The sequence below is a fragment of the Glutamicibacter sp. NPDC090743 genome (genome assembly GCF_044769125.1).
Taxonomy (GTDB): domain Bacteria; phylum Actinomycetota; class Actinomycetes; order Actinomycetales; family Micrococcaceae; genus Glutamicibacter.
In genome coordinates, this window is sequence record NZ_JBIVXE010000005.1 from 319,905 (window position 1) to 334,871 (window position 14,967).

Annotated in this window: 13 protein-coding genes; 5 read left to right on the plus strand and 8 right to left on the minus strand. The window is 59.4% G+C overall.

Features of this window, described 5'->3' with window-relative positions:
- Positions 1-310: 310 nt before the first annotated feature.
- From ACIQTS_RS12425 to ACIQTS_RS12460, 8 genes are all read right to left on the minus strand, one after another.
- A complete protein-coding gene (locus ACIQTS_RS12425) occupies positions 311-556 on the minus strand; it encodes a hypothetical protein (RefSeq protein ID WP_105656307.1) in 246 nt (81 codons plus the stop codon).
- Positions 557-756: 200 nt separating this feature from the next.
- The gene (locus ACIQTS_RS12430; protein ID WP_105656306.1) at positions 757-1,245 is read right to left on the minus strand and encodes an Lrp/AsnC family transcriptional regulator; all 489 of its coding nucleotides are present in this window, start codon (positions 1,243-1,245) and stop codon (positions 757-759) included.
- Between the two features lie 152 nt (positions 1,246-1,397).
- A complete protein-coding gene (locus ACIQTS_RS12435; RefSeq protein WP_332487544.1) occupies positions 1,398-2,654 on the minus strand; it encodes an MFS transporter in 1,257 nt (418 codons plus the stop codon).
- Positions 2,655-2,661: 7 nt separating this feature from the next.
- Positions 2,662-3,795 (minus strand): NAD(P)/FAD-dependent oxidoreductase, encoded by a 1,134-nt coding sequence (locus ACIQTS_RS12440; RefSeq protein ID WP_402473557.1) that lies wholly within the window; start codon positions 3,793-3,795, stop codon positions 2,662-2,664.
- Positions 3,796-4,113 carry a bifunctional 3-phenylpropionate/cinnamic acid dioxygenase ferredoxin subunit gene (locus ACIQTS_RS12445; RefSeq protein WP_105656303.1) on the minus strand — a complete coding sequence of 106 codons (318 nt, stop codon included), beginning with the start codon at positions 4,111-4,113 and terminating at the stop codon, positions 3,796-3,798.
- A 96-nt stretch (positions 4,114-4,209) separates the two neighbouring features.
- Positions 4,210-5,139: an N-acetylglucosamine kinase gene (locus tag ACIQTS_RS12450; RefSeq protein ID WP_402473558.1), complete on the minus strand. Its 930-nt coding sequence runs from the start codon at positions 5,137-5,139 to the stop codon at positions 4,210-4,212.
- A 571-nt stretch (positions 5,140-5,710) separates the two neighbouring features.
- On the minus strand, positions 5,711-7,027 hold the full coding sequence (locus ACIQTS_RS12455) for an ABC transporter substrate-binding protein (RefSeq protein ID WP_105661977.1): 1,317 nt from the start codon (positions 7,025-7,027) through the stop codon (positions 5,711-5,713).
- Between the two features lie 173 nt (positions 7,028-7,200).
- Positions 7,201-8,220, minus strand: coding sequence for a LacI family DNA-binding transcriptional regulator (locus ACIQTS_RS12460; RefSeq protein ID WP_359185465.1), 1,020 nt, complete (start codon positions 8,218-8,220; stop codon positions 7,201-7,203).
- Between the two features lie 174 nt (positions 8,221-8,394).
- On the opposite strand from ACIQTS_RS12460, the gene ACIQTS_RS12465 reads away from it, so the two are divergent.
- From ACIQTS_RS12465 to ACIQTS_RS12485, 5 genes are all read left to right on the plus strand, one after another.
- Positions 8,395-9,531, plus strand: coding sequence for a Gfo/Idh/MocA family oxidoreductase (locus tag ACIQTS_RS12465; protein ID WP_365943759.1), 1,137 nt, complete (start codon positions 8,395-8,397; stop codon positions 9,529-9,531).
- An 11-nt stretch (positions 9,532-9,542) separates the two neighbouring features.
- Positions 9,543-10,781, plus strand: a complete 1,239-nt coding sequence (locus ACIQTS_RS12470) for a dihydrodipicolinate synthase family protein (RefSeq protein ID WP_402473615.1) — start codon at positions 9,543-9,545, stop codon at positions 10,779-10,781.
- On the plus strand, positions 10,778-11,686 hold the full coding sequence (locus ACIQTS_RS12475) for a sugar phosphate isomerase/epimerase family protein (RefSeq protein ID WP_402473559.1): 909 nt from the start codon (positions 10,778-10,780) through the stop codon (positions 11,684-11,686). Before ACIQTS_RS12470 ends, ACIQTS_RS12475 begins: the two co-directional genes overlap by 4 nt.
- Positions 11,687-11,716: 30 nt before the next feature.
- Positions 11,717-13,846, plus strand: coding sequence for a DUF6807 family protein (locus tag ACIQTS_RS12480; protein WP_402473560.1), 2,130 nt, complete (start codon positions 11,717-11,719; stop codon positions 13,844-13,846).
- A gap of 251 nt (positions 13,847-14,097) precedes the next feature.
- Positions 14,098-14,943: a M24 family metallopeptidase gene (locus ACIQTS_RS12485; RefSeq protein WP_402473616.1), complete on the plus strand. Its 846-nt coding sequence runs from the start codon at positions 14,098-14,100 to the stop codon at positions 14,941-14,943.
- The last annotated feature ends 24 nt before the right edge of the window (positions 14,944-14,967 follow it).

The following is a 14,967-nucleotide window of genomic DNA, read 5'->3' on the forward strand; positions in this document are numbered from 1 at the left end:
TCATTTCCGACCATTTATCTATTGAGAAGTGGTTTGTTCAGAACCCCACATGCCCCTGTGATGCAATCCGCATGATTCAGGGGTTAAATCGGCTTTTCTGGTGACCGGGGACATAGTTTCCCGGAATTGCGCGAGGTTAATTACCTGCCTGCATTCCGCTGGCACCTGCCGTTTATTCCCGACGCCATTTACCGGTTCATCAGCTTTGGATAAAGACGGGGCCAGCGGCCGCCCAAGCGCCCTTGACGCGGCTGAGCCCCAGTCCGGAAATGGACTGGGGCTCAGCATCGTCAGCGCATGGGTGCAAACCCTATGCGGTCTTCAGGTCCTGCCCATCCTGCTTGCGCTGGCGCTTTGCCGCTCGGATCTGCAGTACCAGATCGTGGTTCGACAGGTCTTCCGGCGAGGCAACGCCGCGCTTCCGGGCCTTGGCAACCAGGGCCTGGCGGATTTCTGCCTGGTGGGTGCGCTTGTACCGGATCACCAGCACAACGGTTGCGATGGCCAGAACAATCAAGGTCACCAGTGCGGTGACAACAGTTGCGTCAAAATGCATTATCTTCTCGACCTCCCCATTCTTTCAGTCGCAGCTGCGGTGGGGTCCGTTGCTTGTCTGGAGAACCGATCCCCAGCTGCCAACGGGCCGCAGCCATGCCAAGAGAAGAACATCAAGTTTAGCATGTTTCTTCGACCAACGCAGGGCTGCGGGTTGTTCCTGCGAACATGGGCGAGATGGAAATCGGTCAAAAATGGGGCCTAGTACTCTCCGCTGCCGTGGCCGTGTTCGAATACCAGGGAGGTTTGGGTGGTGGCCACGGCCGGATTGGCCGAGAGGTTATCGAGCACGAACTGGCGCACATCCGAAGAATTGCGCACAGCTACGTGCAGGACGAAGTCGTCAGCGCCGCCCAGGAAGAACAGCTGTCGCACCCCCGGTTTGCCGCGCATGTCAGTAGCGAAGTTCGACATCAGGTGACGGGCTCCGGGACGGATTTTCACGAAGATCAGCGCTTCGAGCTCCCGGCCCAGAACCTGCGGATCCACTTCGATGGTGAAGCGCGAAATCACTCCCGAATCGCGCAAGGCATTCAACCGCGCCAGGCAGGTGGACGGTGCTATGCCCAGCTCCTCGGCCAGGGAGTTGTTGGTCCGCCGGGAGTTCTTCGTCAGCAACGCCAGCAGTTTGCGGTCTATGCCATCAAGCTGCGTTGCACGGCTCTCCCGCCCGGATTCGTTCATCGACATTCAGCCGCACCTGCTCCTCATTATCGCGGTTCGCTGGATTCATCATACGGCCCGGTTGGCGTCCCCTTGGCGTTTTTCCGCCACCAGTTCCCGGTGCCGCACCGTTTCCGTTCCGCTCGGTGCGCGACGCTGGGGAATGCTTCGTCCAGGACCTACGGAACACTCTTGATCTGGCGTACCAGCACGGCGCCGAGGAGGCTGATCACCACAGAGCACAGGAACAGGGTTGGGTAGCCGCCGAACCAGCTCACCGCCAGCCAGGCGATCAGCGGGGCGACCACCTGCGGCAGCGAGTTGGCAATGTTGATCATGCCCAGGTCCTTGCCGCGCGAATCGGCGTTCGGCAATACCTGGGTCAGCAGCGCAAAGTCCACCGCCAGGTAGGCGCCGAAGCCGATGCCCAGGAGCACTGCGGCGACAATGGCGGTGGCGAAGGACGTTGCCGTCGCCAGCACGCCGGCCGCGGCGGCAACGATGACCGAAGAGATGATGACGTACTTCTTGCGCTTGCCGTCCTTGTCCGAGAGCTTGCCGGAGATCACCGAAGAGAAGATCACGCAGAAGGCGTAGATCGCGGTCAGCACCAGCACGCCCTGGGCCGGTTCTGGATGCTTGATGGCATCCTGCAGGAAGAACAGCAGGTAGACCAGGCACAGCTGGCAGCCGAGATACAGCAAGAACCGGGTCAGCCACGCCCATCCGAAGTCGGCATGCTTGACCGGGTTGATCCAGAAGCTGCGCACGAATTCCAGCGGCTTGACAGGCTCCAGTGCTCCCTTGGGCAGCGGAACATCCTGGCGCATCAGCACGAACGGAATGGAGCAAATGGCCACGGCGGTAGCGACGATGGCGTAGCCGAAGACCAGGTTGCTCGCAGCGACCATGCCGATCACGGCACCGATCAGCGAACCGCAGGTTTGGCCCAAGGCCACCAGCCCGCCAACCATGCCGCGCTGCTCTACCGGCACCTTGTCCGGGATGGCCGCGAAGATCGCAGCCAGCGCGGCGTTGCCGGCAGCTTGCATCAGCGCCCAGCCGATGACCAGCGTGCTCACGGTTTGCGAGGTCGACATCAGCAGCAGGGCCAGCGCAGCGCAGATAGTTCCAAAGAACACCCACGGGATGCGGCGCCCGAATTTCGATGTGCTGCGATCGCTGAGCGCGCCGAACAGCGGGTTGGCCACCAGCGAGACTGCCGCGCCGACGCCGGTGACCAGCGAGAGAATCGCGTTCTTCTGGCTGGCATCCAGCTGTTCGGCGTGCAATCCGAGCAGTACCTGGATCGGTGCGAAGAAGCCGACATTGATACCGATATGGACAATGACAACCGCAGCGATCCAGCCAGGGCCGACCCGTTTGGTGGGCGTCTGCAGGGCCGCGGGAACCTTCAGTGGTTCGGCTGCATTCATAAGTTTCTTACCGGCCTAACTCGCGCGGACCCGTCAGGGGGTCCTTCAATTGTTCAATGCTTAGGGTGGCTGATTTCGCAATGAGCCGTTTCGCGGCCTTGGCCATCAGGCCGCCATCGATCATCGAGGCGGACACCAATGCGCCCTTGGCGTCGAGCCCGAAGACCGTCTGGATCTTGCCTCGCCGGTTCAGGCGCGTCACGGTGCTGGCGGCCTGGCTGAAGTCGCCCACCGTTTCCACGTGCATTTCGTGGCGGTCGCTCCAGAACCATGGCACCGAACGCTTCGGTGCGGCTGTGCCCATGATGGTTGCCGCCGCTTGGGCGGCATCTTCCATGGCAGCTTCCCAGTGCACCGCACGGGGCTGGTTTTCCTCCCGGGCGACGTCGCCGATAGCCAGCACCTGGGGGCAGCTGGCAGAACGCTGCTGCGCGTCGACCACGATCCCGTCGTCGACTTCCAGGCCCAGCTGCTCGGCGAGCGCAGTTTCGGGTTCGACGCCGATGGCTGCCACGATCAGCTCCGCATCATGGCGCTGGCCATTGGCCATTGCATAGTTGGGGCCGAGCTCGGTCACCGCACCGGTCAAGGTGGCAATGCCGTGGTTGGCATGATCCGCGTGCAGCTGTTCGGCAAGTTCGTGGCCCAGCACGTGGGCAAGAGGTGCGTCGGAGCTGGAAATCAAGGTGACTTGTGCCCCGGACATCTTGGCGGTGGACGCGAACTCGGCCCCTACCAGCCCCGCTCCGATGACAAGCACCCGCTGGCCGAACATCCCCGATTCCAGGACGTCTGATATGCGGGCGGCGTCAGCTGCGCTGTGCAGGCTGAGCGCATGGTGCCCGCCGGGAACATCCAATGCCTTGGGCGTGGTGCCGGTAGCCAGCACTACCCAGTCGTCAGCGGACTGCGGCAGTTGCAGGCTTTGGACATCTTCCTGGATCAGGCCGACGCCATGGTGCTGGTACCAGGACACCGGTGCGAACGGTTCAACCTGCAGGGACTTGCTCAGCGGCGGACGATCATAGGGCAGGCCCTGGGCATCGCTGATCTTGATGGATCCGGCGTACTGCTGCTGCACCAGGTGCCGGGCCAGTGCGTACCCCGCGACCCCGCCTCCGATGATGTGCACGGAAGGCATTTAGATTTCAAGCTCCAAGAAGCCGTCCACGACGTCCACCTTGTAGGTCCGGGCGTCCACGGTGGCTGGCATGCACTGCACCTTGCCGGTTTTCAGGTCGAAGGTCGAGGAGTGGATGGGGCATTCGATGCTGCAGTCTTCGAGCCAGCCGTCGGAAAGCGAAGCGACCTCGTGGGTGCATTCATCCTGCAGCGCGTAGAAGTTGCCGTCTTCGGCGTGGAAGATCGCGATGTCTTCGCTTGCGCCGCTGTCTTTGGCTTCAACCAGCAACGATTCGCCTTCGGGGACAAGATCTACGGGACCGACTCGGAAACTCACGATGACTCCTTAATAATCACGACGTTCTCCACTAATCTTGTCACCTATTGATTGCCTGCGCCTATTTGATGGCCAGATATCACCGCTGCCCACGTATTATGGCTGGGCGCGAAAGCGCGATACGAGGCCTTGCAAGGCGTGGTCCGCTGGCAGGAGGGCCAATGCACGGGCTCCGTCCAGCCCATTTCCCGGCGAATCCTGGACTTGCGCGGCAGGGACCAGCAGGTGCAGCTCCCGCACGAAGCTGCTTCTGGCGAATTCGCCGGCGAGCACTCCCCCGATGGCTGCGACCGGAATCGCTCCGGCCTGTTGTTCCAGCCCCGCGCGGCGCAATGCCGTTGCTGCGGAGCTGGCCAGTTCTGCACCGGCGAGCGCGCAGATCCGCGCCGCCATTTCATCGGTCGCGGCCAACTGGGCAACCCTCTGCGCAAAAGAGGCGACGATGGCCACCCTGTCCGGCATCGCTTGCAAGTCAATATACGCTTCGGAGAGATCGGGCCAGCGCTTCGCGAGTTCCCCGGTCAGCGCGGTAGCTGGCCCGCGGCCGTCAAAGCCGCGCATGGCCGCGTTCATTGCCTTCTGGCCAATCCAATAGCCGCTGCCGGCATCACCCATGATGTGGCCCCATCCATCAACTCGGGCCACCGAGCAGGGGCCTACCGCCAAGGTGACGACACCGGTACCGGCTGCAACGACAGCGCCGTGGCGTTCTCCCAGCGCTCCGAGATAGCTGGTCACCGAGTCGTGGGCCAGCGCAATATGGGAAATAGCGCTGGATCCGATGAGGTCGTAGAGCTGCCGTGCATCATGTTCGGCTTTCACCAGGCCTGTGGTGCCTACGCTCACGGTGCTGCACTCCCATCCGGCGGCAGCGGCAGCTTGGTTAATGGCGCGTGCCAGTTGGGGCAGGACGGGTTCATGGGTTTGCACACCGGGAAGCGCTAATTCTGCAGTTTCGCCATCCTGCTCGAATCTCAGCTTGATTCCGGTCTGCCCGCCGTCTACTGCCAAAAGTCCAGATGCCATTTTTCCATTCCTCTTGCACTTAGTTTTCAGGATACTTTGTGCTCCCCGCATTGGCCGCAGAGCTGGCGGGGTTCGACCTGCAATCCGCAGGTGCCGTAAACCGATCACCGGCAAGGTCGAGCCAGCAGCTTTGCGGCCCAGAACTGCGGGCACCGCGGTGTGGTTACCTCTGGCAATGGATGGAAGAAAGCAGGAACCCAATGGCAATTCACCTCTGCGGGATTCCAGCTGATTGGCAGCACCCTTCCGATAGGCCATGCTCTGGAAAGTTCAACGGCCGCTGGCGCCTCGCATCCCGGTTGCTGGTGCACTCGCGACTCGTCGCACGCAAATGGCTAGAGAGGCTTGCTTGGGCGCAGATCACGACCGAACAAGGTTATGAGGCATCTGGAAGCCCTGGTTCAAACCGCAGCCCTGTACGGCACGCGCCGTGGCGAATTCAAGGATTGCACCGCGCAGAGAGTTGAAGGAGGAGCAGAATGAACTTTCCCTCGAACGCGCAAAGGCCGTTGCAATCCCCGGGATCCAGGGATTGCAACGACCGCAAGAACGATGGTTGATTCTCGTTCAGCTATTGGGCTACCGCAGTTTCGATTTCCTTGAAGGCATTCTGCGCCGCGTCGCTTACGCTCTGGCGCTCGAAGAACACTTCCATTTCATAACGGTAGAGGACATCCTGAACCGCACTGAACCCCATTGGCGGGATTGGTTCCGTGCTCTGAAGTTCGGGTTTCAAGCTCGTCACGAATTCTGCAGAAGAAGCTTCGATTGAATCCAATTTTGAGACGACTTGTTCCCGCACTTCGGTGTTCGAAGGTAACCCGCGGTCCATCTGGTTCAGCGCGCCAGCTTCTTGCGAATTCACCATGAAGTCAACAAATCTCTTGACCTCTTCCGGGTGTTCGGTGCGAGCATACCCCGACATCATCATTGACGACTTGTGCCAAAGACCATTGTCCTCAGCCTTGCCGGTGTGGCTTGGCAGTCGCAGCGGAACCAAGTCCGAACCAACCGCTGTGGAAAGGCCTCCCAACTGGTTGCTCCACCACATGCCGAAGGCTGCCACTCCCGTGCCTGTCATAGAACGGTCTGGACCTGCATTCTGGTTTTCCGCCAGGACCGAGGCCTTTGGATAAGAACCGTTATCCATCAAGTCCTTGTGGTGCTGGAAGTACTTGGCCAGATCGTCAGGCGAGAATCCGAGTGATCCATCCGAGCTCGTCAGATTCTTCTTGTCTTGACGCAACCAGGTCTGCAACCCGGCCGGTTCGTTCGGGGCTTCGGCTCCATATTTGCCGTCAAGCTTCTGGCTCACCGTCTCGGTGATCGTCCGGTAGTCATCCCACGTCCAGGTCTTGTCATCTGGAACTTCCAGGCCAGCTTCGGCTAAGACTTTTGGATTGGCGGTCAATGTGAAGGAATTGATTCCGGTGGTAATGCCGACAAGGCCGGCATCGGTCGTACCGTTTTGAACGGCAACGTCTTCGAACTTGGAAACATCTACGCCTTCGAGGTCCAGCAATGCGCCGCGGTCCGCGTATTCGCGAAGGTACTTGTCGTCCATCTGGATAATGTCCGGAGCATCGTTGGAGGCAACCTGTGTTGCGAGCTTGTCCCAGTAGCCGCTCCAGTCGGAGTACTCGCCTTGGACATCGATGTCCGGGTTGGCCGCTTCGAAAGCCTCAATAATTTCATTGGTTGCCTGGGCCCGCGAATCCGAGCCCCACCATGAGAAACGAAGCTGGATCTTCCCGTCCTCACCGTCGGCAGCGCTGCTACCGCCACAGCCAGTGAGGGCCAGAGCGGCTACCGCCACAACTGCAACTGATTTGCTTAGCCGCAGACCGAATTTCCGTCCAGTTTTTCTCGTGCATACCTGCTGAGTCATGAAAATCTTCCTTGGGTGGGGTGGTGATGCGAGGCCATCCTGCAAGCAACACCTGGTTTTTCATTGTGGAAAGCGCTTGCCAAACAATCTAGGTGTGATTGCGGTCACTGGTCAAGGGGTTTCGGGAATCAAGTCAGTTAGTTTTCGCATGGCACGATTCCCAATGAACATCACTACTGACCGTCAGCCAGCTGCGTGGACTCGCGCAGGACCGGCACACCGGAAACCACAATCTTCCGCAGTTCGCCGTGGTTCAGCGCCATCTCACCAGCCCATTTTCCGATTTCTTCCAGAGGAAGTCGAGCAGTGCTGACCGTGGGCGTAATGTCGATAAGGGTCGGGATGTCATCGAATCCCACCACAGCGATATCTTCGGGAATACGCAAGCGGTTTTCGCGAATCGCCCGAATGGCTCCCAGGGCCATGACATCCGAAACGCAGAACACGCACACCCGATGGACACCGCCTGCCGACTTCTGCTGCTTGAGGTAGTCGCTCATTGCAACATAGGCCCCCTCGCGCGAGAAGGGACCGCTGATAACTTCCTCTGCATCCAGGCCACTGCGCTTCAGCTTCTCCAGGAACCCGTTGGAACGGTCCCTCGATGTCAGCAGATTCGCTTCCCCTGCCAATACGACAAACCTGCGGTGGCCGGCACTGATCAGCTCGGCCGCCAGATGCTCGGCAGTTGCTTCGTTGTCGATTTGTATGCCGCCCATATCGGTCATGGGCTGGCCGATAATCATGACCTGGCCACCGTTTTCCTGATAATTCTCGATCAGTTTCAGCAACTGCCCATTCTCGCCCAAACTGCGCGATCCCGATAGGATGATAGCGTCCGTCCGTTGCGACATGAATGCCTGAACGGCTTCGATTTCCCGCTCGGGATCGTACTCCGTGCTGGCCAAAAGCAGCTGGACACCGCTATCACCAAGAGAGCGCTGCACTCCCCGGGCGATGGTAGAGAAGTAGGGGTCGGCTATGTCCCTGACCACCAAGCCGATCAGCTTCGTGGTGGATCTGGCAAGCGCTTGCGCTTGGGCATTGGGGAAGTATCCGAGCTTTTCAGCCGCAGCACGCACTTTATCCGAGATTTCCACAGCCGGCTTGCGCGCTGACCCATTGAGCACTCGCGAAGCGGTCGCCAGGGAAACTCCGGCTTCATTAGCCACATCAGTTAGTCGAACAGCCATCTGAAATCCTTATCATTCTCTGCAACTTGGCACAAGCTTATCTTTCGCGAACGTGATGGTTGACACTCCAATTACACCTCACTATCGTGGAAAGCGCATTCCCATTCTATTCCCTTACGCATTCCCCGTTTTGAGGAGACCCCAGTGACAGAAACAAAAGTTCTACGCATCGCCATGAACGGCATCACCGGCCGCATGGGATACCGCCAGCACTTGCTGCGTTCAATCCTTCCTATCCGAGACCAAGGAGGAATCATTCTCGGGGACGGTTCGAAGCTGACCGTTGAACCGATCCTCGTTGGACGTAACGAAGCGAAGCTGCGCGAACTTGCTCAGAAGCACCAGGTTGAGCACTACAGCACCGATCTTGACTCCCTGATTGATGACCCGAGTGTCGACATCATTTTCGACGCGTCCATGACTTCCTTGCGTTACGAAACGCTGTCGAAAGCCATCGGGGCAGGCAAGCATATCTTCACCGAAAAACCGACCGCTGAAACCCTCGAAGAGGCCGTTGATCTCGCCCGCCAGGCACAGGCCAAGGGAATTACCGCCGGCGTCGTGCACGACAAGCTCTACTTGCCCGGCCTGGTGAAGTTACGCCGCTTGGTCGACGAAGGCTTCTTCGGACGCATTCTCTCAATGCGCGGCGAGTTCGGCTACTGGGTATTCGAGGGAGACATCCAGGAAGCGCAGCGGCCTTCCTGGAACTACCGTCTTGCGGATGGCGGATCGATGACCACCGACATGTACTGCCACTGGAACTACGTCCTTGAAGGAATCATCGGCAAGGTCAAGTCCGTCACCTCGACCACGGCAACCCACATCCCTACCCGCTGGGACGAACGAGGCGAAGCCTACGAAGCCACCGCAGATGATGCGGCCTACGGCATCTTCGAACTCGAAACTCCTTCCGGCGATGCAGTAATTGCGCAGATCAACTCCTCGTGGGCAGTGCGCGTCTACCGCGATGAACTGGTGGAATTCCAGATCGACGGCACCCACGGTTCCGCCGTCGCGGGATTGAACAAGTGCGTTGCCCAGCAACGCGCCCACACTCCGAAGCCTGTTTGGAACCCCGATTTGCCAGTCACTGAGTCGTTCCGCGACCAGTGGATGGAAGTTCCCGCCAATGCCGACCTGGATAACGGCTTCAAGCTGCAGTGGGAAGATTTCTTGGCCGACGTCGCAGCGGGACGCGAACACCAGTATGGCTTGCTTTCGGCAGCTCGCGGTGTCCAGCTGGCGGCTTTGGGATTGCAGTCAGCCGCCGAACGACGCACCCTCGATATCCCGGAGATCACGCTATGAGCTACGCATCCTTGCCCGAATTGACACTCATTGACGAAAACGGGCAGAACTTTTCCTATCGGTTGAAAGGCCCCGGAGAATTCCAGCGGCCGTCTGCCCCGCTTTCCTCGCGCAAGGCCTATGCCGCAGCCCATGTCATCCCCCTCATGGGAGCAGACAATACGCCTGGCGCACCGGCAAGCATCGATTGGGATGCGACGCTGGCCTACCGGCACGAGCTATGGTCCTACGGGCTGGGTATCGCCGATGCGATGGATACGGCGCAGCGAGGCATGGGGCTGGACTACGCGGCTACCTGCGAGTTGATCAGGCGATCGGCGATCGAAGCGGCCGGGGTTCTCCAGAAAAACAGCTACCCGGCCTTGGCCGGGCTCACCGTCAGGGATATTCTCGCCTGCGGTGTCGGCACGGACCAGCTGTCGGCAGACACTGTCCAGCCGGGCCAGCTGGCTGAAGTCACCAACGCTTATTTGGAGATGCTGCGCCTTGTTGAAGATTCAGGTTCGAAGGCGATCTTGATGTGCTCCCGGGCCCTGGTCAAGGCTGCGCGCACCTCGCAGGATTATCTGGACGTGTATGCGACTTTGCTCGATGCTGCCAAGCAGCCAGTGATCCTGCATTGGCTTGGCGACATGTTCGATCCACAGTTGAGCGGCTACTGGGGAACACAGGATTTGGCAGAAGCCACCGGGGTTTTCCAGTCCATTCTGGAGCAGCACGCGTCGAAAATCGACGGCGTCAAAGTCTCTTTGCTCAATGCCGAGCATGAGAAACAGCTTCGTGCCGCATTGCCAGCTGGAGTGCGCCTCTACACTGGCGACGATTTCAACTATCCCGAGCTGATTCACGGTGACGGGCAACTGCATTCCGATGCGTTGCTGGGAATTTTCGCCGCCATCTATCCCGCTGCGTCAACGGCCTTGCAGGCTTTCGATGCAGGCGACGCAGAACGCGGCCTGAAGATCCTGGACTCCACCAGAGAGCTGGGATTGCATATTTTCAGCGCCCCAACGTTCTACTACAAGACCGGGATTGCCTTCCTTTCGTGGCTCAATGGGCACCAAAGCGGTTTCCAGATGATCGGCGGGCTGCACGCCGGACGTTCCCTGCCGCATTTGGTGCGCACATTCGTTCTCGCTGATGGCGCTGGCCTGTTGCAAAACCCTGATCTGGCTGCTGAGCGAATGGAACAGCTCCTGGCAATTTCTGGAATCAAAACTACAACTTCGTCCCTGACAGGTGTGTCATGACATTCGAACTATCGCTTAATACCGGCACTACCCCGAATCTCAGCCTCCACGAAGCCGCCGAAGCTGCAGCGCAGGCGGGCCTGAGCCATATTGGTCCGTGGCGGCATTTGCTTGCCGAGGCCGGTGGCGCTGGGCCAGCAGCCCAGATCATCGCTGGGGCAGGGCTCAAAGCCAGCACCTTGTGCCGTGGCGGCTTTCTCACTGCACCTTCGGCCGAAGCCCAAGCTGCCGCGCTGGCATCGAACCGGCAGGCCATCGAGGAAGCTGCCGTCATCGGCGCCAATGAATTGATCATGGTCGTGGGCGGCTTGCCGTCGGCCGCGCATATTCTGGGCGGCACCGGGGATCCAGCAGACAAGAACATTGTCGCGGCTCGCGATCGCGTCGCGCGCGGCTTGGAAGAGCTGGTTCCCATCGCCCTGGAACACGGCGTTCGGCTGGTGCTAGAACCGTTGCATCCAATGTATGCCGCCGACCGAGCGGTGCTTTCCACACTCGGACAGGCCCTGGACTTGGCCAGTCCTTATCCAACCAAGGCCGTGGGCGTTGTTGTTGACACCTTCCATGTGTTCTGGGATCCGCAATTGCAGCAGCAGATCCAGCGGGCAGGCCTTGACCATCGCCTGGCCAGCTACCAGATCTGTGATTTCAATCTGCCGATTGCCAGCAATGCACTGCAATCCAGAGGCATGATGGGCGACGGCCATATCGATTTCTCGGCGATTTCCCGATGGGTGTCACAGGCTGGATACCGAGGTCCAGTTGAAGTCGAGATCTTCAATGACGAGATCAACCAGCAGGATTCCGCGCTGACCTTGGCAACCATGTCCCAGCGCTACGAAACTCTCGTACTGCCCCACCTTGAGCAAGCTGCGGGCGTTCAGCCGGCCAGCGCATTAAACTGATCTGAATTCGAATATCTCTGAAGGAACACGATGAATCAGCAAGCCACCGCAGCGGGATCTGCAACGACTAGTGCCCTGGCAGCGCCAACTGCTCCTGCGGTGGTGCTGATTGGTCTGAACGGATTCGGACGCCAGCATTTGGCAAATATCCATCGACTCGCAGCCGAGGAGAAAATCACGTTCCTTGCCGGCATCGATCCGGTCGATCCCGGGAAAGAGATTCGCGGCAAGGACACGCACGTGTTCGCCGACTTTGATGCTTTCCTCAGCTCCGGATTAACCCCGGACATCATCATTATTTCAACGCCGATCAGTACGCATGCCGACCTGGCGATGAAGGCCTTGCGTACAGGTGCAGATCTCTACCTCGAAAAACCGCCGACAGCGACCCTGGATCAGTATTCACGCCTGCTGCAAGCCGCGGCCGATGCTGGCGCCCACGTGCAGGTAGGGTTCCAGGCCCTTGGCTCGACAGCCTTGAAAACCATAGATGGGTTCTTCGCCGATAACGCGAAGAACTCTCCCATCGGGGCCCTTCGTGCGGTGGGTGCCAGTGGAAATTGGCTCCGCACCACGGGCTACTATGCACGTTCGCCTTGGGCAGGACATCGAAAACTCGACGGCGTCGAGATTGCCGACGGTGTGGTGACCAATCCCCTGGCCCACGCGGTCGCCAGCGCCTTGCACATCGCCGGAGCACGCAAAGCCCAGGACGTCGCCCATCTTGCCACCGAGCTGTATCACGCGCACAGCATCCAAGCAGACGATACCTCCGTGGTGCGCGTGCAAACGAGCACCGGAATCCCCGTCATTGCCGCGCTGACCGTTTGCGCCAGTGAACAGCAGGATCCATGGATCACCATCTATGGCACCGAAGGCACCGCAACCTTGTACTACACCCGTGATGAGTTGCTGGTTCGATCCAACCCGGACTTGGGACTTCCAGAATCTTCTGAAGTTTTCGGACGAGTCAACCTTCTCGAGAACCTCGTCGAGGTGCGCAACGGCAGCGAAACTGAACTCTTGAGCTCATTGGCGTCGGCCGGTGCTTTCATGCGCGTCCTTGAGCAGATACGGACCTCGGATGCTCCAACTCAGATCGCAGAAGAGCAGGTTATCCCTGTCGGTGATGGAGCAGATTTCCACCCAGTGATACCGAACATCGAACGATTCATCGACCGAGCGGTGGCGGCGCAGTCCAGTTTCTCTTCACTCGGAGCGCCTTGGGCCTTGCCACCGAAAACCAGTGGCTCGTTGTCGCTGATCAATCCCGCAACGGGGAAGCAGCGCACCCTTGCGGAGTTGCGGACGGGAGAAGATATTTCCCTCACCAATTCACCGCGTCCCTTCTTGGATAACCTGAAGACCTTCAACGGAGTCGTGGTCAGTGAGCAGCAACCGCTTGACCACACCTGGCATCTAGGTGTCGGGGTTGCATTGCAAGATGTGAACGGGACCAATTTCTGGGGTGGGCGCACCTACACACGCGACGCGTCACGCTACATATGGCGCGCGGACCATGGACATATCCGCACAGCGTCCAATGCGTTCACCCGCAATGGCAGCGCTTTGGATTCGCAGCTTGAATGGGTCAGCCACGAACAGGAAATCCTGCTCGATGAGCACCGTTCGATTGAGCTCAATGCATTTGAGGACCATGAAAGCGCCATCACCGGCTGGAGCCTGGATTTCAGTTTCAGGCTCTCGGCGCGCGAACGCCAGGTGTCGCTTGGCTCTCCGGGTACCAACGGCCGTCACAACGGCGGCTACGGAGGTTTCTTCTGGCGTCTGCCGCCAATCGCTGATCCACATATTTTTACCCCATCGGCTTCCGGGGAATCGCAAGTCCACGGTGTGCACAGTCCGTGGCTCGCCTTCAGTGCTACGTTCTCTTCGGACTCGGTGGCTTTGGCTGATCTTGCTGAAGGCCACGGGGATGCCACCATCATTTTCTGCAGTGAGCATGATGACCCATGGTTTGTTCGCAGTTCTGGATATCCGGGTGTCGGCAGTTCGCTGGCCTGGTCTACACCGGTTGTGCTGGACCCTCAGGAAGCGATAACCCGCCAGGTACGAGTACTCGTGGTTGATGGGAGGGTCCCGGTGCAGACCGTGGCCCTGCTAGCCCGAAAATACGGTTCAGGTTCCAAGGAAGGCTGATTGTGCCCACCACTGCCACTCATGGATACGCAAAGAAGCATGCCCAACTGGTCGAGCTCATCAGAAGCCGCGATGGGCAGTATCTGCTTCTCTCAACCCCCGCTTCGCTTGCCTGGCTCTTGGGCGGTGCCCGCACGCACGTATCTCTTGCGGCACCACCCATTGCCAGGGTTCTGGTTCATGCCCAGGGGTGCGAGCTTGCAACGTCCGTGAGTGAAGCTGCACGGATCCAGCGAGAAGAGCTCGGCAACGTGGAACAAGTTTCGGTACATGTCACCGCCTGGTACCAGGATCTCGACAATGTCCGAGAATGGTTTCCAGCGGCGAGCGGACAAAAGATCCTCAGCGAGCGGGAAATCGAGTCCGATTTGCGAGCCCTTCGCTCAGCACTCAATGAAACTGAGATTAATAGGTATCGCGCTCTTTGCCGCGACACGGCTGCGCTCATGACCCAAGTGCTGTCGGCCGCCCGTAGCGATGATTCCGAGTTCGATGTGGCAGCCAAGCTGACAGCTGGAGCCATCGCCCAAGGAGGCGAAGTGCTCGTTGCCTTGGTCAGCGGCGATTCACGTGCCGCAGCCCGGCACCCCCTGCCCACCGCGGCCCCGCTCGGAGGCAAAGCCATGGCAGTGCTGTGCGTAAGACGTCATGGGCTCATTGCCAACATCACCAGGTGGGTGCGATTCGGTGCGCCGACGCCTCAGGAACTCTCTGGAGAAGACGACATCCTGGCTGTCGAGGCAGATATCCTTGCGGCAATTCGCCCTGGCGGCGTTCTCGGTGAATTATTGCCCGTCATCCAGGGATCCTACCCGGAGCATGGTTTCGATGCCGGGGAATGGTCGTTGCATCATCAAGGCGGCATTGCCGGCTACAACGGACGAGATCCCCGGCTCACCCCAGGAGCAACTGATCTCTTCCAGTTGAACCAGGCTTTTGCGTTCAATCCCAGTGCAGCACGCGATGGTCTGGCGTTCAAAGTTGAGGACACCATGCTGCTGACCGAGTCCGGGGATTTTGAGGTTCTCACCTTCGATCCGCTCTGGCCCTCAAACCTGGTTAACGGTTTGCCACGGCCAGCAGTACTTCAACGCTAAGCGCACCCTAAACAATTATTGGCT